Below are 17,206 nucleotides of genomic sequence, written 5' to 3' on the forward strand. Positions count from 1 at the left end.
ATGCTTTTGCTGGCCAATGCCTTCCCGATTTTAACGCTACAAATTGGTAGCGAAAGCATTTCATGCTCTATTTTTGGCGCTGCCGAAACGCTTTATCAGCAAGACATGTGGTATTTATCGGCCATTATCATCATCACCACCATCATCACCCCTGCTTTGCAGCTACTTATCTTATTGTATTTATTAATCCCCATCGCATTGAGAAAACGCCCTCAGTTTATTATTGTGCCGATGAAAATATTTAATGCCTTACACCCTTGGAGCATGATTGAAGTATTTATGCTCGGCATCTTGATTTCACTGAGTAAACTTATGGGGATGGCTCGCATTGAGCCGGATATCGCACTCTGGTCGATCGCTATATTAATGCTACTATTAACCGCGACATTATCCACCTTCAACCCAAAGAAAATTTGGCAGCTATTAACACCGGCGCCCCAATAATGGCCAAACCATTAACCGCCAGCGCGCTGCGCCTATTTAACTGCTCGCAATGCGGCCTACTCTCCAAACAAATCAGCCAAGTCCAATCTTGCCCACGCTGCCAAAGCCAGCTGCATTTTCGTAAGCCCAATAGCCTACAGCGCACATGGGCATTTATTATTGCAGCGTATATTTTATATATACCGGCCAATTTACTACCGGTAATGAATACCAGCTCTATTCTTAGCAGTGAACAAGACACTATATTAAGTGGCGTATTTTATCTTTGGACTTCGGGATCTTGGCCGCTGGCCATTTTGGTGTTTGCTGCCAGCATTACCATTCCAGGGCTTAAATTGCTGATATTAACTTTGCTCGCTTGGACGGCAAGCAAAAAAAAAACAATGGCGAAACCTAGAAAGAGCAAGATTATTTCGTATTGTTGAGTTCATTGGTCGCTGGTCAATGCTGGATATTTTTGTCACCGCAATGATGGTCGGATTGGTGCGTTTTGGCCAAATTGCCTCCGTCACCGCAGGACCTGGTGCAATCGCTTTTGCCTTAGTGGTGATTTGCACCATGTTGGCGGCACTTTCATTTGATCCTCGATTAATCTGGGATTTACCATCGGACGAACACGACAAAGAAAATGACTGAATCACACAATACACCCGCAGCCGATGACATCAATGACGGCAGCATTGCACAAGCTAAAATCAAACCCAAGCGGAAACGCCCTACCTTAATTTGGTTGATCCCTTTTATTGCTGCTCTGGCTGCCAGCTGGATTGGCGTACAAGCGATACTCAACAAAGGCCCGACCATCACCATTGAATTTAATAGTGCTGACGGCCTAGAGTCAGGCAAAACCAAGGTCAAATATAAAGATGTGGTGATTGGAACGGTCAGCAACGTGACATTAAGCCAAGATCATCAACGCGTTAAAGTCACAGCTGAAATGACGCATGGCAGCGATAATTTACTCGGAGAACAATCGCGGTTTTGGGTTGTTCGACCTTTAATCTCTGGCGGAACAGTTTCCGGCTTAGGGACCTTACTTTCTGGGTCATATATCGCACTTGACCCCACCAGCAAACCAGATAGCAAACGGTTTTTTACTGGTTTAGAAACTCAACCCGTCATCACGTCAAACCAACCCGGCAGAGAGTTCACACTCAAGGCCCAAAACATGGGCTCAATCAGCAACGGCACGCCCATTTTCTTTCGTCGTCTACAAGTCGGTGAAGTGACGTCATTTAAGCTTGATCCCAGTGGCGAATTTATTTCGGTCTCGATTTTTGTCCACGCGCCTTATGACCAATTTGTCACTGATAACAGCCGTTTTTGGCACGCCAGTGGTTTTGACGTTGCACTCAATAGCAACGGACTGAGCATTGAAACTCAGTCATTGGCTTCTGTTGTCATCGGTGGCTTGGCATTCCAATCGCCACCTGGAGAAGATCCCGGTGCAGTTGCCAAAGCAGGTAGCCGCTTTTTATTAGCCGATAATAAAGCCGCTGCGATGAAAAGCAATGATAGCTACAAACTACCTTTTGTCATTCACTTTAAAGACTCGGTCCGCGGCCTTGCAGTTGGTGCCGCCGTTGATTTTCGCGGCATCCAAGTGGGTGAAGTGCAATCGATTAAATTAGTTTTGGCTAAAAACAAATCCGATATTGAGCTGCCCATCACCATTGCGATTTACCCCGATCGTTTCCGTAATTTACAAACTGATGACAATCAAGCCCTCAGCGTGGCCGATCAGAAAAAAATCATCAATCGCTTAGTCGAAAACGGCATGCGCGCGCAAATGCGAACCAGCAATCTGATTACAGGACAACTTTATATCGCGCTGGATTATGTACCCAACGCCAAAAAAGCGCGAATCAATTGGGCCAGCAATCCGCCACAAATGCCGAGCGTAAACAGCAGCCTAAATGAAATTCAAAACAGAATTGCATCGATTGTTAAAAAAATAGACCAAATCCCACTGCAGTCGATCGGCCAAAATACCGACCAAACACTCAAAAAATTACAAGAAACGCTCACGTCAAGTAATGCATTGATTCATAAAATTGATCAAGAATTGCTTCCCGAAGCGAAAGGCACGTTAAAGAGTGCTGAGGGTGCTTTTAAGCAAGTACAAACCACCTTGCAGCCAGAGTCTCCGGTACAGCAAAATCTAGATCAAACGCTACAAGAACTCAGTAAAGCCGCACAATCATTACGTGCATTATCAGACTATCTGAATCGTCATCCAGAGGCACTCATTCAAGGTCGTAAGGCAGATCAACCATGAAAATAACACCATCGCGCCTCATCGCTTTCATCGCGGTATTCTTACTTTCGCTAACTGGCTGCAGCAGCCCGAAAGAATATTTTTACACGCTGAGCGCAACAACAACGCCTAATTTGCAATGGCAAACCGCAAGAAACATTTACATCAACCCGATCCACATTCCTGCCAGCGTTGATCGACCACCGATTGTCATCCAAAAAAACCCGCAACAAGTCACCTTACTTGAGCAACGCCTCTGGGCGTCTCCCCTGAAAGAGCAAATCCTCAATGTGCTGGCGCTCAATCTAACGCGCCTCAGCCAAAACCCCAATATTAATACTTGGCCGCAACTCCCGGCCAAAAACACCGAACTGACTATTTCGATGCAAGTACTTCGTTTCGAATCAATGCCCAGCCAAGGGATTACACTTGAAGTGCAATGGACTTATTTAGATCACAACTTTCAAAGCATCAGCACCCAACATGAGATCATCCATGAAGTGGCGAGTGACAACAGCATTGATGGACTGATTGTGGCGCATAACCAAGCGCTGGCTACACTGGCAGCAAAAGTAATCCAAACTCTCCCAGCCACCGAGCATAAACTATGATGTTTGGCGATCAATGGCTTGCTGCAATTGACGCCGCCATTTTTTACTCGGGCGACCTTTAATATCCGGATGATCAAAATGCGGCTGCAATTGCTGCGCATACTGCTCGCGTTCACGCTGCACTATACTTTCAGGGGTTTCTTGATATAAAGTTCGCGCTATTTCAGCCGACCCGCGCTGCTGACTCAATTGCACGATCTGCACTTCAAACACGCCATGCGCAGCTTGCACTTTAATCAGGTCTCCAACTTTAAGCGGCATCGCACATTTAGCACGTTGACCTTGGAAATGCACATGCCCCGCGTCAATCGCACGCGCAGCGCATGAACGGGTTTTTAAAAAATCGTGCGGCCCACAGCCACTTATCTAAGCGAATTTTTTCTAGCATGATTAAATACAGTTGAAATACAAAATGACATTCTACGATGATTCGAAGTGCCAATATGGATAAAGAAACAACGCAACAGTTAAAGCGTTTACGTAAGCAACTGCGTGAAGCAAAAAAAGCTCCCCACCTACCAGCAGCCAAGACCAAAACCGCCCAAGAGAGCGATCACGCACTATTTTTAGCCGCGATGAAAGGCGTGCAAGTATTATCTGGCCCACCAACAGTACAGCATACACGTCCAACGCCAAGCCCTTGGCCCAAAGGCTTACACGTTGCCAGCCCCATTTTAAATGACACAATGAGCGATTTTTGGCCATGGGACGAGCTTGAGGCAGGTGAACAACTCATGCACATGAAGCCCGGCCAAAAACTCGATACCTTACGTAAACTTAAACGTGGGGAATGGCGCGTCGAAGCCGAGCTTGATTTACACGGAGAAAACATTGACTCCGCACGCCGGCAAGTGGCGCAATTTTTACATCACTGCCAGCAACGGCAATTGCGCTGCGCTCGAATTATCCACGGTAAAGGCTTAAGCTCTACCGATGGTATTCCGGTGTTGAAACTCAAGCTAAAAAACTGGCTAGTCCAAATGCCCGAAGTATTGGCGTTTGCTCAAGCCAATCCATTTCAAGGCAGCGCTGGCGCGGTCTTAATTCTTATTAAATCAGGTCAGCTATGAAACACTCAGCCAATAAACCGTATTTACGTTTTGCCTTTTATCTGTGGATGGCCGGTATTTGGATCGGCTCTTTAATTCCGCTTGGACCACCGAGCGGCAATCATGGCGATAAAATTGAGCACTTTATCGGCTACGCCGTGCTTGCGGGTTTAGGCCAACTGATTTGGCAGCAACCACGGCGAGCTTGGCTATTAGCAAGTTTAATGGGCGTTGCCGTCGAATTTGCTCAAGCCTGCACCTCGTGGCGCAGCTTTGATCTATATGACATGCTGGCCAATGCCATTGGCGCAGCAATCGGCATCACCTTAGCATATCTGTATTTACGCCATACTCAGGCCACTTAAACCCAAACGATCAAAGCAGTGAAACAGTTCGGTTTGGTAACAATGCATTGCTCGAAGCTTAGAGAATATCGTATGGTATAGCCATCAAGATTATTTGCACTAAGGGGGCTATAGATATACCCATGAATCAATTTATTGAGCACTCACTGCCATTTTTACTTGATCGTTCAACCTTGCGCGACGCACTGTTTACGCTGTTTTTACTCATCGCCATCGTTTCAATGCGCGCAGCAATTCGCTCGGCCATTTTGCATCGCAACGATCTATCGGTGGAAATCAAGCGCCGTTGGCTGGTGACCTTACGCAATATTGCACTGGGCTTTTTTGTTCTCGGCATTATTTTAATTTGGGGTAATGAGATCCAAGCCTTTGCCGTTTCTTTAATTGCTGTCGCCGCCGCCTTTGTGCTGGCCACGAAAGAAGTCATTTTGTGCATGCTCGGCTCAATTTACCGCACCAGCAGCCATGTTTATGAAGTCGGCGATCGCATTGAAATCGCGGGCATCAAAGGACAAGTACTCGATATCAATTTAATTTCCACCACGCTAGTCGAATCGAGCCGTGCCGAGCACCATAAAGGCACAGTGGGCCGTGGCATTAAAATCCCCAATTCAATGCTGTTTGGTAACCCCGTCTACAATGAAACCATGATGGGTAATTTTGCCATTCAAACGATTCATATCAATGTCGCCCGAGATGCCGACTGGGAACTGGCCGAAACCGTGCTTTTACAGTGTGGTCGCGAGATTATTTCGGAATACATGGATGAATTAGCGCAACACGCCAAAGAGATTTCAAGTGACTACGTGATGGACACGCCACTTCAAGAGCCACGCGTGCGCCTGATTCTCGACGAAATCGAATTCATTGGACTTCAGCTGCAACTTCCCGCACCATGGGTTTGCGCGCACAAATTGAGCAGCGCGTATTGCGAGACTTCCTCAGAAAAGTCCCCATCTATCCCATCGCCTAGCAGCTATTGTGTGACTATTCAAACAATCACAACAAATATGTTGCATAATTGGCAACAAGTCGGCATAATTCGCCTCCTTCATCCGTGCCTCTATTTTTAGCGCACGATACTCGTTAGCCCCGTCATCGCCTCTAACCTTATTCCCGCGTGCTTTTGATAAAGCGGTTGTTCCTGGTTGGCGTCGATGCTGCGCTGGATTTTCCAGCCCGATACCTTACAAGGACAACTCAATGCCGCATACTACTGCGCCTGAAACAACTACGCCTAATGCTTTTGTAACACTAGGCCTTGCCTCGCAACTGACTGACATTTTAGCCGCACAAGGCTTCAACACCCCAACACCAATTCAAGCGGCATCGATTCCAGAATTACTTGCTGGCAACGACGTTATGGCTTCAGCACAAACCGGTACTGGTAAAACAGCCGCCTTCTTGCTGCCTGCCCTGCACCGCCTGACTAAAGAAGCAAAACACACTGCCCGTGGCCCACGTATCCTCGTTTTGACACCGACTCGCGAACTCGCTGAGCAAGTATCAAAAGTAGCGACTGATTTGTGCCGCAACATTCCACGCTGCAAAGTCGTGACTGTTGTGGGTGGCGTGCCTTACCCAGTACAAAACAAATTACTATCGCAACCTTACGAAGTTTTGGTAGCGACACCAGGTCGTTTAACTGACTTGATGCGCAGCGGCCGTATTGACTTCAAACGCTTGGAAATGCTCGTTCTTGACGAAGCCGATCGTATGCTGGACATGGGCTTTATCGACGAAGTTGAAGCCATTGTTGATGCACTACCAAAAGAGCGTCAAACTGCCCTGTTCTCTGCAACCTTGACCGAATCAGTTCAACGCTTCGCCGTGCCAATGTTAAAAGCACCGAAATTGGTTGAAATGGCCGCTCAAGCAACAATGCAAGCGCAAATCGAACAATCAGTACATTACGCTGATGGTTACGAACACAAACAAAAATTAACGGCAGCCTTGCTCAAGAAAAACGAAGGCCAACAAGCCATCGTCTTCACTGCAACCAAAATCAGCGCTGATGAATTATCAGAATGGTTAAAAATGGAAGGCTTCCGTGCAGCAGCAATGCACGGTGACTTAGCACAACGTGATCGTCGTCGCACCTTAGATCGTTTGCGCAAAGGTGATATCGATGTATTGGTTGCTACTGACGTTGCCGCACGCGGTATTGACGTTGCCGGTATTACATTAGTATTGAACTTTGACTTGCCACGCTTCTGCGAAGATTACATTCACCGTATCGGTCGTACTGGCCGCGCCGGTCGCACTGGTGAAGCGGTGTCATTAGTAACAAAAAATGATTTCACTTTATTGACGCGTATTCGTCGTCAATACAATCTTGACTTCAGCACACAAGTCATCGAAGGCTTGGAAGCGCGCTTCCAACCTGGTCGCGCTGGTTCTGGCGGCGGTCATGATCGTGGTCGTCCAAGTGGTGGTCGTGGTCGTCCAGCCGGTGGTAACGGTGGCGGTCGTGGCTATCAAGGCAACCGTGAAGGCGGTGGCTACCAAGGCAATCGTGATCGTGATGCTGGTCGTAGCGAAGGCTATAACGGCGGCCGTAGTGAAGGCACTCACCCACGTGGCGAAGCTGGTTACCAAGGTCACCACCGCCCAAGCGATTCGTCACCACGTGATGGCGGCTATCAAGGTCAACCCCGTGAACAACGTTCATTCGGCACCGGCCAAAGCCGTGACCGTGATGGCGCACCACGTACCGGCGGCTACCAAGGTAACCGCGATGGCGCAGCACCTCGTTCAGGTGGCTATCAAGGCAACCGCGACGGCGCAGCACCACGCACCGGCGGCTACCAAGGCAACCGTGATGGCGCAGCTGCACCACGTACTGGCGGCTACCAAGGTAACCGTGATGGCGGCACCGGCGGCGGTTACGCAGGTCGTGGCGGTGACGGTCAACGTCGCAGCACTGGCGGCGGCTACCAAGGCAAGCCAAGCGGCAATCGTGGCGGCGGTCGCTTCGAATAAAGCTTTCGCTTAAAATAAAAAGGCAGCCTAGGCTGCCTTTTTATTTAGGTATCTCGCTAGAAACGAACCACACCAACACATCCTAAACAATACACCATGATTAGCCGAAAAATTCGACTCATGCATCCCGATGACTTTAATGCCATCCTCGCATTGCAATCGGACTGCTACCCCATAGAATTCATTGAAACTGCGCAGGCACTACAACAAAAGCAGCAGCTTGCCCCTCATTCCTCATGGGTGATTACCCTCAATGAGCAAATCAGCGGCTATTTATTCTGCCACCCTTGGTTCGGTGAAAAACCGCCAGCACTCAACACCCAGCTCAGTCATCTACCCGCAGCCGCTGATCGATTTTATATTCACGACCTCGCTATTTCACCCGGCGCTCGTGGCAACAAATTAGCCGAGCAACTCATACAACACGCCGTAACATGGGCAATCCACGCTAATTTTTCACAAGTGATGCTCGTTGCGGTATTGGGCGCAGATCATTTTTGGCGAAAACACCAATTCAAACCGCTACCCACATCATTACCAGCCGCCTATGGCGAAGATGCCATCTGCATGCTGCGCCAACTATAACGACCGCTCTGACCACACCCAGCGCAGCCAAACCCGCCACTGTCGCAACGATTCGCTGGGGGCACTATCTGGCCACAAGATCAAATTAATCTTATGCTGGTCTTCATCTTCAAAATGCAAAACAATCAACGCCTGCGTGACCACACTACTTGGCAATAAACGCGCATTAATTTCTCCACCCTGATGATCAAACAGCCGAAATTCCCCCTCAGAGCACGCACGAACCACCGCAATCGTTTCGGTATGAGTCCAGTAAAAAGGAAAAATGCCGAATAAAAACAAAGCCAAAAGCAGCGCCCAAGCCGCCTGAAGCACTAGACATGCCGCAATCGCCAACAGAAAAATCAATAATAAAAAACCCCGTCGCCAAAATGACACGGGGTTAATTTGCAAATCAATCGGTAACATCAATCACCCAGTTGAATACTGCCATTCACATTCACCTGCACATGGCTTTCACCACTTTCGATCGGCGCTGGCGCGGCAGACACCGCCGCATCCATCATCGGCGCACTACGCATCATCATGACACGAGGCTCAGGACGGTAACCAGTATTAATATTCATATTCACCAACTTCCAATCCTTGGCCGACATACTGCGCTGAATCAGTGCCGCCCGGCGTTTAAATGCCGCAATACCTTCTTCGATCAGCAACTCCTCGACTTTGCTTTTGGCAGCATCAGATACGCTATAGCGCACCCCAGCCAATTGCAACCCAGATGAGGCTTGCAAATCACCAATCAATTGCGACAAAGCCGCAAAATCTTTCGACGTTAATTGCAACTCACCTCGGCTACGCCAACCTTCTTGCTTATTACTTTTATTACCATAAACCGGGTAAGTCGCATACGTCGTCCCCGCCGATTGCACCGCAGGATATTGCTTTAATGTTTTCAACGCACCCGACAAAGCCAGATTCACTTTTTCCGCCAGTCGCGCAGGATTAGCATCACTTAGCTCAACAAATAAAGTGGCCGTCGCCAGATCATTACTCACTTCACGACTGGCAACCGCCTCAAAATTAACCAGATTCCGTTGCGGCACCTCTGCCGCCCAAACTGAACCCGCCAACAAAGCACACATCAAACCCAATTTATGCATCATGAAACCTCATATAAAAGTCATTGCAATTAATGATAGCTATGATCTGCGGGGGTATTATGAATTTCTTCCGCAACGGCATCCATCACACCCAAATGGATTTCTACATCAAACCACTCCCAAAACAATTTTAAATTGCGCTTTTCTGGCCACAAAGTCTCATCAATGATCCATGACGCCAATTCCATCGCAAATATTTTATCGGCGATTTCATCAATATACGCAATCGCATCTTCTGGCTCGGCCGCTTCTGGCACCATCAGCACAGTACAATCCGCTCTAATTTCATCCAAGGTTAATACAACGTCATTATCTGGCAATTGATTTAACCAATTCAAAAATGCCAGCTTTGGGCGAATAATCGCAGCAGAACGGTCAACAATAAACATACATTACTCCAAAATAAGTCAGTTTTAATCTCAATTTAAATAATAACAAGCCAAATTAGGCCAATAGGCTTTAAACTGGCGCAGTTCCTGTGTCATTATTTATTTTTGGTAATCATTTAATTCATGTCGCAAAATACAATCAATTTATCCAATTCTAAACGCAAATTCGTTCGTTGGCGCGCTGCAATTATACCTAAGCATCACACACAAGCCTTCGAAGGAAAAATTACTGAAGCCAATGCCGATATATTAACTTTAATTTCAGCCACTGAATTTAAAGCCGGTAGTGAAGCACGTCTAATGCTCGAAGTTCACGAATACCTTGGCATGGAAAGCACTAGAAACACCCTTGATTTAACAGGTAAATTTATTAATAGCGCCTTAATTGGGCATGTCAGTGTTTTTCGGCACCAATTTCAATTGCATTCATTAAGTTACCAACAACAGCAACTACTCAACAAACTCACAAACAGCTAAAAACCCAACACACGCCGCAGCTAAATAAACTTTAGCCGCCTCACACTGGCGAGCAAAGTGCGGCATAAAGCCCAATAAAATAGCCAGCCCCAAAAAGGCTGGCTATTTTATTAGCGGCGACGCCGACGACGTGCCGAGGGTTTACTCGTTGCTGCAGGTGCTGCCCCCGCCTTAGGCTGACCTTCCGGCTTCACCGCCGCCGGTTGGCGCAATACAGAACGCGTACCCGTACGCGCTGGGTTTTTTTTCTCCGCCACGTGTACGACTCGATCTTGGCGCAGTCGGTTTAGATTGGCGCTCTCGCTCAGCAGCATCCAGCACCAGCACAAAATCAATCTTACTGGTTTCCAAATCAACCCGCGCCACACGCACTTTAACGCGATCGGTCAAGCGATAGACCTTACCACTATGCTCACCCTTTAACTCGCGGCGCTTTTCATCATAATGAAAGTAATCTGTTCCTAGCTCAGATACATGCACCAAGCCCTCGACATACACCTTATCGAGCAAAACAAACATCCCAAAACCGGTTACCGCCGACACTGAACCCTCAAACTCTTCACCCACTTTATCTTGCATAAAGTAGCATTTGAGCCAGTTTTGAACGTCGCGGCTCGCCTCATCAGCACGGCGCTCAGTCATCGAGCACTGCACCCCTAAAGCTTCCCACTTCATTGCTGGCTTATATTTCTTGCCAGCCAAAATCGCCTTGATCGAGCGATGCACCAACAAATCGGGATAACGACGAATTGGCGAAGTGAAATGCGCGTAAGCCTCATAACTCAAACCAAAATGGCCTTCGTTATCTGGGCTATACACTGCCTGTGACAAACTACGTAACAGCATGGTTTGCAAAAGCGGCGCATCCAAACGGTCTTTGAATGAATTGAGTAATTTGGCGTAGTCGCTGGCGGTTGGATCGTCATCCCCGCCCAAACTCAAGCCCACTGTTTTCAAATATTCACGCAGATTTTTCAGTTTCTCTGGCGTAGGACCTTCGTGCACGCGGTATAAAGCGGGATGCTCTTTTTTCAGCAAAATATCGGCAGCGCAGACATTGGCAGCCAACATGCACTCTTCGATCAATTTATGCGCATCATTACGCACCACAGGCACGATTTCGCTAATTTTGCCTTTGTCATCAAAACGCATTTCAGTTTCTGTCGTTTCAAAGTCAATCGCGCCGCGCTCGGCACGGGCTTTGGCAAACGCTTGAAACAGCGCGTACAGCGTCTGCAAATGCGGCACTTGCTGGGTATATTGCTGCGCGACTTCACCTGCGGGGTTTTGCAAGATATCCCATACCTTGGTATAGGTAAACCGGGCTTTAGAGAGCATCACCGCGGGGTAAAATTGATAGCCTTTAATCGCGCCCTTGGCGCTCACTTTCATATCGCACACCATACACAGGCGCTCGACATCAGGATTAAGCGAACAAAGACCGTTTGAAATTTGCTCGGGCAACATCGGAATCACGCGGCGTGGGAAATAAATCGAATTGCCGCGCTCAATCGCGGTTAAATCCAAAGCATCATCCGGACGAACGTAATGACTCACATCGGCAATGGCTACCACCAAACGCCAGCCTTTGCCGCTTTTCTCGGCATACACCGCATCGTCAAAGTCTTTGGCCGTTTCACCGTCGATGGTCACCAACGGCATATCGCGCAAATCAACCCGTTCAACCCCGTTTTCTGGTTTCCAATCCAGTTTGCGTACTTTTTTGGGCATTTTGCGCGCTAACGCTTCTGCTTCCGCCGAAAACACATGCGGCAAATTATGTTTACGCAGGGCAATTTCAATTTCCATACCCGGATCATCATAATTACCAAGCACTTCGGTCACGCGTGCCACAGGCTGGGTATAACGCGATGGCTGAGTCAGCATCTCAATCATCACGACCTGCCCCACCTGCGCAGTACCACACCCTGATGGTTCGATTTGAATATCACGACTAATCCGCTTGTCTTCCGCCGTCACAAAGAACACGCCACGCTCGCAATGCAAGCGGCCGACTAAACGTAAATTAACGTGCTCGAGCACTTCTGCAATCGCCCCTTCAGGACGACCACGCCGATCAACGCCAATCTTGCGCGCCAGTACGCGATCACCGTGCAGCACTTTGTCCATTTCTTTAGGGCCAAGAAATAAATCATCACTGCCGTCATCCGGAATCAAAAAGCCAAAACCATCCGGATGGCCTTGTACTTTACCAGGAATTAAATCAACTTTTTCTGGCAGACATAAAGCGCCGGCCCGATTAATCAGTAATTGGCCTTCACGGCCCATTGCCTGCAGACGTCGCTCAAATGCGACCTCTTCAATCAACAAAATATCTAATTGCTTAGCCAAATCAAACGCCGACATCGGCGCACCATGCTGCTCTAACACTTGCAAAATAAATTCGCGAGAAGGCAAAGGATTTTCATAGCGCTCGCGCTCACGTGCCAAATAAGGATCTTGTGCTCGCAAACCTTTTAGTTTTTTGGCTCGCACAGGTTTCTTCGCTGGGGATTTCTCATTTTGAAATTTATCCATCGGAACCGTTTTTTTCATAGTTTTTTATTGACACCATTTCTAGGTTTGAATATTATTGCGCCCTTCTGTAAGTGGCGCCGCGATATTGTAGCGCAGTTGAAGAGCCCAGGTGGCGGAATTGGTAGACGCACTAGGTTCAGGTCCTAGCGCCCGCAAGGGTGTGGAAGTTCGAGTCTTCTCTTGGGCACCAACTTTTCAACTTCTTTACACACTGTATCAGAAATGCCCAGGTGGCGGAATTGGTAGACGCACTAGGTTCAGGTCCTAGCGCCCGCAAGGGTGTGGAAGTTCGAGTCTTCTCTTGGGCACCATCAGTAAATACAGTAGAATGCAAAACCCCATAAAACTTAGGTTTGTGGGGTTTTTTGTATGTACGCGCCGCACTCAAGGACGTAAACCACCTAAAGCCACTTGCAATATATGCGCCACGATAGCGTCGTTGTCCATTTTGCTAAATTTTTGCAAATACTCGACTGCCGGATCACAGGTGCGTGAGTAATAACTAAATAAAATGACATCACTTGGCAGCTCTGGGTTCAAATCCCCCTTTTTTTGCGCTGCCAGCACCAGCTTTTCAAGCTGCCCATTGAGTTTCAACACCCGAGTGACATACTTCAAGTTACGCATCAACATATCACGCACATGCGTGCTGGTAGACGGCAAAAATGGCATCCCACCCTCTAGTCGTACTCGCAACGCCCACTCCAGCAAAGCCACCAGTCGATCAATCGCACTTAATTCATTATTTAATTGCGCTAAAAAATCGATCGCCCCATCGATCAAACGAATTAAAGCCTCGCCAACTAAATCCTCTTTTGGATTTGAAATGCTTATATAAGCTGGGTTTAGAAATACCGACTGCGTTAGCAACATCGTCCATCGTCATCAAATCGTAACCCTTGGTGCCGAGGATGGCCGTCGTCGCATCCAAAATTGCATTCTCACGCAATTTGAAGGCTTGGTCTTTGAAGCTTAATTTGCTAAAGATACTCATCGGTAAATTTCCGCTACTAATTAGTAGATATTATTTTGAATTAGTAGTAATGTTAGCACTTAAGTAGCAAAACACAAACTACCCATGATGATGAACGGCAGGAAGAACGATGAATTTAACTCGGCAACGCATCGCAGTGATTGGCTCTGGCATCTCCGGCTTAGCCAGCGCTTATTTTTTAAGCCGCAGCCACGATGTGGTGCTATTTGAGGCTGGGCGCTATTTGGGTGGCCACACCAATACGGTCGACATCACTGTTGAAGGACAAACTCACCCTGTTGATACTGGATTTTTGGTATTTAACCAAGCGACGTATCCGAATCTAATCGCTTTGTTTGCTGAGCTGGGGGTCAATACCTACGCAACTGACATGTCGTTTGGCGTATCACTTGATGAAGGCGCACTGGAATGGGCTGGAACGAATCTAAACACCGTCTTTGCGCAACGCCGCCGACTGCTCTCACCATCGTTCATCGGCATGCTGCGCGATATTTTGCGCTTTAATGCGGCCGCCAATGAAAACCTCGCAGCCAGCCTACACAGCAAAGCCACCTTAGGTGAACTTCTAAAAAGCGGCAATTACGGCAATACTTTCCGCGATGCGTATTTATTACCGATGGCTGCGGCCATTTGGTCAAGCTCACCCAATGATATTTTAGAATTCCCCGCCTCGACCTTTTTGCGGTTTTGCCTTAATCACGCGCTACTCCAAGTCAACGATCGGCCGCAATGGCAAACCGTCCAAGGTGGTGCACGAGAATATGTGCGCAAAATCGCCGCCACTTTGACCGACATCCGCCTGCAAACGCCGGTATTGCGCGTCGAGCGCCTCGCCGACGGCGTGCTAGTGCACACCGACATGGGCGCAGAACAATTTGATGCGGTCATCTTTGCTACACACGCCCCCGATACCCTTGCCATGTTAAGTGACGCTAGCGCCGCCGAAACGGCGCTCCTGTCGGCGGTACGTTACCAAGTCAATACAGCCGTCTTGCATACTGACCCACAGCAATTACCCAAACTTAAAAAAGTCTGGTCAGCGTGGAATTACCTTGGCGGCGCTAATGTTGATGGACAACGTCCCGTCTGCGTCAGCTATTTACTCAATCAATTGCAAAATCTGCCTGTTGCAACACCGGTGGTGGTCACCCTCAATCCGTTCACACCGCCAGTACCGGCAACAGTATTAGCGCAGTTTGAATATCAACACCCGGTGTTCGATCACGCGGCGATTGCCGCGCAAGCGCAGTTACACACCATTCAAGGGCAAAATCGCACTTGGTTTGCTGGCGCATGGACCGGCTATGGTTTTCATGAAGACGGCTTGAAATCGGCCTTGCGCGTGGTCGCTGATTTTGACCTCGCCCCAGCTTGGACCACCTTGCCATGAACGCTCCAGCGCAAATCATTCGCGGCCAAGTCATGCACCAGCGTTTACGTCCAGCCCAAAACCGCTTTGTGTATCCCGTATTTTGCCTGCGCCTCAATTTAGCGCGCTTGGGCGATATCAACGTAAGTGGCTTTGGCCTAAATCGCTGGCGGCCCGTGGCGATTTACACCCAAGATTACGGCCCAAAAGATGGCAGCGATTTAGAACAATGGATGCGTGATGTGTTGGCGCAAAATGACATCACGGCGGACGGCGAAATCTGGCTACACACTTTTCCACGCGTTTTTGGTTTTGTATTTAATCCAGTGAGTTTTTGGTATTGCTACGACCGCGAAGGCGGTTTGCGCGCGGTGCTCGCTGAAGTCAACAACACCTTTGGTGAAACGCACCAGTATTTAATTGCAGCCCATGATGAACAATGCATAGAAGCCGATACCCGTCTTGAATGCATCAAAATGATGCACGTATCACCATTTTGCGAAGTGCAAGGCCACTATCAATTTGGCTTTCGCGATACAGCGCAAACCACCTGGGTGGGCATTGATTATTTTGATGTCGACGGCCTACTGATTAAAACCGCCGTCGGCGGCCAACGTACCGATCTCAATCGCCAAACACTGTGGCGCGCACTCTTCGCGCAGCCCTTATTAACACTAGGCGTATTCGCTCGAATTCACTGGCAAGCATTTCATTTATGGCGCAAACGGGTGCCGTTTTTTAGCAAACCCGCCCCGCCAACTATTGAATTGACCACTGCAATCCACCCCATCGCCAACAAAGTCGCCGCGCAAGCATCGGAGCTGACATCATGAATCAAACTCAAGTTATTCAAAGTATTTCGCGCAGCGCGCCGACCGCTGCCAAATTATTTTTAAACTTACTTGGCCGTTTGCAGCATGGCCATTTACAGCTGATCACCCCCGAAGGCACACATCTGATGTTTGGCAACTTGCATCAACCGCCGTCGGCCACCTTGCAAGTGAACGACTGGCGCGCATGCAGCCGCATCTTGCGGGCAGGCGACATTGGCTTTGCCGAGAGCTACGAAGCGGGCTGGATTGATAGCCCTGACCTGACTGCGGTGCTCAATTTGGCACTACGCAATGAAACCGTGCTCGATAAAATGGTATTTGGCGGCAAGCTAGCAACATTGTGGTACCGCATCAAACATTGGCTACGCCCCAATACTCGCCAAGGCAGCCGCCGCAATATTCATGCGCACTACGATATTGGCAATGCTTTTTACCAACGTTGGCTCGATCCAAGCTGGACGTATTCCAGTGCGATTTTTCACGGCGATTACGCGCAATCACTACACAGCGCGCAAATCGCCAAATACCAACGCATTATCGACGTGCTCGGTCTGCGCGCCGGCAGCCGCGTACTGGAAATCGGCTGTGGCTGGGGCGGTTTTGCCGAACATGCGGCAAAACTTGGCATTCAAGTGCACGGCGTCACCATTTCACCAGCGCAACTGGCCATCGCCCAAGAGCGCATCGCAGCGCAAGATTTGGGCGATCTCGCGCAACTGGAAATCTGTGACTACCGCGATTTGCAAGGCGAATACGACGCGATTGTATCGATTGAAATGTTTGAAGCCGTGGGCGAGCGATTCTGGCCGGAATACTTCAAAACCGTCGCCGCACGCCTGAAATCGGGCGGCAAAGCCTTAATCCAAACCATCACGATTAACGAATCGGCGTTTGAGCGCTATCGCAGCAGCACCGACTTTATTCAGCAATATATTTTCCCCGGCGGCATGTTACCTAGCCCGGAGCGCTTTAATCAAAAAGCCAGTCAAGCAGGCCTGTCCACCCTTGATCAATATCACTTTGGCCGCGATTACGCCGAAACCTTGCGCCGCTGGCGCGCCGACTGGGAAGCTGAAAAAGCCGCCATCAGCGCCCAAGGCTTTGATGAAAAATTTATGAAAATTTGGCGGCTGTATTTTGCTTACTGCGAGGCGGGATTTGACGGTAGCAAAACCGATGTCGTGCAATTTTTGCTGAAAAAAGATTAAGG

The 17,206-nt window shown here is 48.6% G+C and carries 19 protein-coding genes, 2 tRNA genes and 1 pseudogene; 15 read left to right on the forward strand and 7 right to left on the reverse strand.

Going from position 1 to position 17,206, the window contains the following annotated elements; all coding sequences use genetic code 11:
- The 4 genes and pseudogenes from GKO28_RS00235 to GKO28_RS00250 all read left to right on the forward strand — a co-directional run bounded on the left by GKO28_RS00235 (nt 1) and on the right by GKO28_RS00250 (nt 3,312).
- Entirely contained in the window at nt 1–444 is a 444-nt protein-coding gene (locus tag GKO28_RS00235; RefSeq protein WP_182074974.1) for a paraquat-inducible protein A, read from the forward strand.
- Nucleotides 444–1,080: pseudogene (locus tag GKO28_RS00240) on the forward strand (paraquat-inducible protein A). The gene GKO28_RS00235 and the pseudogene GKO28_RS00240 overlap by 1 nt, the downstream one beginning before the upstream one ends.
- The gene (locus GKO28_RS00245; RefSeq protein ID WP_182074975.1) at nt 1,073–2,722 is read left to right on the forward strand and encodes an intermembrane transport protein PqiB; all 1,650 of its coding nucleotides are present in this window, start codon (nt 1,073–1,075) and stop codon (nt 2,720–2,722) included. The pseudogene GKO28_RS00240 and the gene GKO28_RS00245 overlap by 8 nt, the downstream one beginning before the upstream one ends.
- Nucleotides 2,719–3,312, forward strand: coding sequence for a membrane integrity-associated transporter subunit PqiC (locus tag GKO28_RS00250; protein ID WP_182074976.1), 594 nt, complete (start codon nt 2,719–2,721; stop codon nt 3,310–3,312). Before GKO28_RS00245 ends, GKO28_RS00250 begins: the two co-directional genes overlap by 4 nt.
- Here the strand turns inward: GKO28_RS00250 and GKO28_RS00255 are convergent.
- Nucleotides 3,307–3,573, reverse strand: coding sequence for a hypothetical protein (locus tag GKO28_RS00255; RefSeq protein ID WP_203563798.1), 267 nt, complete (start codon nt 3,571–3,573; stop codon nt 3,307–3,309). The genes GKO28_RS00250 and GKO28_RS00255 overlap by 6 nt on opposite strands.
- A 164-nt stretch (nt 3,574–3,737) precedes the next feature.
- Between GKO28_RS00255 and GKO28_RS00260 the strand changes: the two genes are divergently transcribed.
- From GKO28_RS00260 to GKO28_RS00280, 5 genes are all read left to right on the forward strand, one after another.
- Entirely contained in the window at nt 3,738–4,382 is a 645-nt protein-coding gene (locus GKO28_RS00260) for a Smr/MutS family protein (RefSeq protein ID WP_247646227.1), read from the forward strand.
- On the forward strand, nt 4,379–4,726 hold the full coding sequence (locus GKO28_RS00265) for a VanZ family protein (protein ID WP_182074977.1): 348 nt from the start codon (nt 4,379–4,381) through the stop codon (nt 4,724–4,726). Before GKO28_RS00260 ends, GKO28_RS00265 begins: the two co-directional genes overlap by 4 nt.
- A gap of 122 nt (nt 4,727–4,848) precedes the next feature.
- Nucleotides 4,849–5,799, forward strand: coding sequence for a mechanosensitive ion channel family protein (locus GKO28_RS00270; protein ID WP_182074978.1), 951 nt, complete (start codon nt 4,849–4,851; stop codon nt 5,797–5,799).
- A 130-nt stretch (nt 5,800–5,929) separates the two neighbouring features.
- Nucleotides 5,930–7,708 carry a DEAD/DEAH box helicase gene (locus GKO28_RS00275; protein WP_182074979.1) on the forward strand — a complete coding sequence of 593 codons (1,779 nt, stop codon included), beginning with the start codon at nt 5,930–5,932 and terminating at the stop codon, nt 7,706–7,708.
- 96 nt (nt 7,709–7,804) lie between these two features.
- The gene (locus GKO28_RS00280; protein ID WP_182074980.1) at nt 7,805–8,293 is read left to right on the forward strand and encodes a GNAT family N-acetyltransferase; all 489 of its coding nucleotides are present in this window, start codon (nt 7,805–7,807) and stop codon (nt 8,291–8,293) included.
- On the opposite strand, the gene GKO28_RS00285 is transcribed toward GKO28_RS00280, so the two are convergent.
- Genes GKO28_RS00285 through GKO28_RS00295 form a run of 3 tightly spaced genes read right to left on the reverse strand, consistent with a single transcriptional unit; the run spans nt 8,288 to nt 9,785 of the window.
- On the reverse strand, nt 8,288–8,701 hold the full coding sequence (locus GKO28_RS00285) for a protein YgfX (RefSeq protein ID WP_182074981.1): 414 nt from the start codon (nt 8,699–8,701) through the stop codon (nt 8,288–8,290). The two genes, GKO28_RS00280 and GKO28_RS00285, sit on opposite strands and share 6 nt — an antisense overlap.
- Nucleotides 8,701–9,399 (reverse strand): SIMPL domain-containing protein, encoded by a 699-nt coding sequence (locus tag GKO28_RS00290; protein WP_203563799.1) that lies wholly within the window; start codon nt 9,397–9,399, stop codon nt 8,701–8,703. The genes GKO28_RS00285 and GKO28_RS00290 overlap by 1 nt, the downstream gene beginning before the upstream one ends.
- 26 nt (nt 9,400–9,425) lie before the next feature.
- Nucleotides 9,426–9,785, reverse strand: coding sequence for a hypothetical protein (locus GKO28_RS00295; RefSeq protein ID WP_182074983.1), 360 nt, complete (start codon nt 9,783–9,785; stop codon nt 9,426–9,428).
- A gap of 123 nt (nt 9,786–9,908) precedes the next feature.
- Here GKO28_RS00295 and GKO28_RS00300 point away from each other — a divergent pair, with 123 nt between their 5' ends.
- On the forward strand, nt 9,909–10,262 hold the full coding sequence (locus GKO28_RS00300; protein ID WP_182074984.1) for a hypothetical protein: 354 nt from the start codon (nt 9,909–9,911) through the stop codon (nt 10,260–10,262).
- A 171-nt stretch (nt 10,263–10,433) separates the two neighbouring features.
- Here the strand turns inward: GKO28_RS00300 and rnr are convergent, their stop codons facing one another.
- Entirely contained in the window at nt 10,434–12,800 is a 2,367-nt protein-coding gene (gene rnr, locus GKO28_RS00305; protein ID WP_182077357.1) for a ribonuclease R, read from the reverse strand.
- A 103-nt stretch (nt 12,801–12,903) separates the two neighbouring features.
- Here rnr and GKO28_RS00310 point away from each other — a divergent pair.
- Both GKO28_RS00310 and GKO28_RS00315 read left to right on the forward strand, forming a co-directional pair.
- Nucleotides 12,904–12,990 (forward strand) — tRNA-Leu (locus tag GKO28_RS00310).
- Nucleotides 12,991–13,024: 34 nt separating this feature from the next.
- A tRNA-Leu gene (locus GKO28_RS00315) sits at nt 13,025–13,111 on the forward strand.
- 73 nt (nt 13,112–13,184) lie between these two features.
- On the opposite strand, the gene GKO28_RS00320 is transcribed toward GKO28_RS00315, so the two are convergent.
- Both GKO28_RS00320 and GKO28_RS22065 read right to left on the reverse strand, forming a co-directional pair.
- The gene (locus GKO28_RS00320; protein ID WP_247646231.1) at nt 13,185–13,583 is read right to left on the reverse strand and encodes a hypothetical protein; all 399 of its coding nucleotides are present in this window, start codon (nt 13,581–13,583) and stop codon (nt 13,185–13,187) included.
- Nucleotides 13,543–13,794 (reverse strand): helix-turn-helix domain-containing protein, encoded by a 252-nt coding sequence (locus GKO28_RS22065; RefSeq protein WP_307838917.1) that lies wholly within the window; start codon nt 13,792–13,794, stop codon nt 13,543–13,545. The genes GKO28_RS00320 and GKO28_RS22065 overlap by 41 nt, the downstream gene beginning before the upstream one ends.
- A gap of 109 nt (nt 13,795–13,903) precedes the next feature.
- Here GKO28_RS22065 and GKO28_RS00325 point away from each other — a divergent pair, with 109 nt between their 5' ends.
- The 3 genes from GKO28_RS00325 to GKO28_RS00335 are packed head-to-tail and all read left to right on the forward strand — an operon-like array spanning nt 13,904 to nt 17,204.
- Nucleotides 13,904–15,184 (forward strand): NAD(P)/FAD-dependent oxidoreductase, encoded by a 1,281-nt coding sequence (locus GKO28_RS00325; protein ID WP_182074985.1) that lies wholly within the window; start codon nt 13,904–13,906, stop codon nt 15,182–15,184.
- On the forward strand, nt 15,181–15,996 hold the full coding sequence (locus GKO28_RS00330; RefSeq protein ID WP_182074986.1) for a DUF1365 domain-containing protein: 816 nt from the start codon (nt 15,181–15,183) through the stop codon (nt 15,994–15,996). The genes GKO28_RS00325 and GKO28_RS00330 overlap by 4 nt, the downstream gene beginning before the upstream one ends.
- Entirely contained in the window at nt 15,993–17,204 is a 1,212-nt protein-coding gene (locus GKO28_RS00335; RefSeq protein WP_182074987.1) for a cyclopropane-fatty-acyl-phospholipid synthase family protein, read from the forward strand. Before GKO28_RS00330 ends, GKO28_RS00335 begins: the two co-directional genes overlap by 4 nt.
- Nucleotides 17,205–17,206 lie beyond the last annotated feature (2 nt).

The sequence above is a fragment of the Deefgea sp. CFH1-16 genome (assembly GCF_016881365.1).
Lineage (GTDB): Bacteria > Pseudomonadota > Gammaproteobacteria > Burkholderiales > Chitinibacteraceae > Deefgea.

Bases quoted from the DNA above. Each gene is read 5' to 3' on its own strand.
- GKO28_RS00235 (WP_182074974.1), top strand. From the start codon at position 1: ATGCTTTTGCTGGCCAATGCCTTCCCGATTTTAACGCTACAAATTGGT.
- GKO28_RS00245 (WP_182074975.1), top strand. From the start codon at position 1,073: ATGACTGAATCACACAATACACCCGCAGCCGATGACATCAATGACGGC.
- GKO28_RS00250 (WP_182074976.1), top strand. From the start codon at position 2,719: ATGAAAATAACACCATCGCGCCTCATCGCTTTCATCGCGGTATTCTTA.
- GKO28_RS00255 (WP_203563798.1), bottom strand. From the start codon at position 3,573: ATGCCGCTTAAAGTTGGAGACCTGATTAAAGTGCAAGCTGCGCATGGC.
- GKO28_RS00260 (WP_247646227.1), top strand. From the start codon at position 3,738: ATGATTCGAAGTGCCAATATGGATAAAGAAACAACGCAACAGTTAAAG.
- GKO28_RS00265 (WP_182074977.1), top strand. From the start codon at position 4,379: ATGAAACACTCAGCCAATAAACCGTATTTACGTTTTGCCTTTTATCTG.
- GKO28_RS00270 (WP_182074978.1), top strand. From the start codon at position 4,849: ATGAATCAATTTATTGAGCACTCACTGCCATTTTTACTTGATCGTTCA.
- GKO28_RS00275 (WP_182074979.1), top strand. From the start codon at position 5,930: ATGCCGCATACTACTGCGCCTGAAACAACTACGCCTAATGCTTTTGTA.
- GKO28_RS00280 (WP_182074980.1), top strand. From the start codon at position 7,805: ATGATTAGCCGAAAAATTCGACTCATGCATCCCGATGACTTTAATGCC.
- GKO28_RS00285 (WP_182074981.1), bottom strand. From the start codon at position 8,701: ATGTTACCGATTGATTTGCAAATTAACCCCGTGTCATTTTGGCGACGG.
- GKO28_RS00290 (WP_203563799.1), bottom strand. From the start codon at position 9,399: ATGATGCATAAATTGGGTTTGATGTGTGCTTTGTTGGCGGGTTCAGTT.
- GKO28_RS00295 (WP_182074983.1), bottom strand. From the start codon at position 9,785: ATGTTTATTGTTGACCGTTCTGCTGCGATTATTCGCCCAAAGCTGGCA.
- GKO28_RS00300 (WP_182074984.1), top strand. From the start codon at position 9,909: ATGTCGCAAAATACAATCAATTTATCCAATTCTAAACGCAAATTCGTT.
- rnr (WP_182077357.1), bottom strand. From the start codon at position 12,800: ATGGATAAATTTCAAAATGAGAAATCCCCAGCGAAGAAACCTGTGCGA.
- GKO28_RS22065 (WP_307838917.1), bottom strand. From the start codon at position 13,794: ATGAGTATCTTTAGCAAATTAAGCTTCAAAGACCAAGCCTTCAAATTG.
- GKO28_RS00325 (WP_182074985.1), top strand. From the start codon at position 13,904: ATGAATTTAACTCGGCAACGCATCGCAGTGATTGGCTCTGGCATCTCC.
- GKO28_RS00330 (WP_182074986.1), top strand. From the start codon at position 15,181: ATGAACGCTCCAGCGCAAATCATTCGCGGCCAAGTCATGCACCAGCGT.
- GKO28_RS00335 (WP_182074987.1), top strand. From the start codon at position 15,993: ATGAATCAAACTCAAGTTATTCAAAGTATTTCGCGCAGCGCGCCGACC.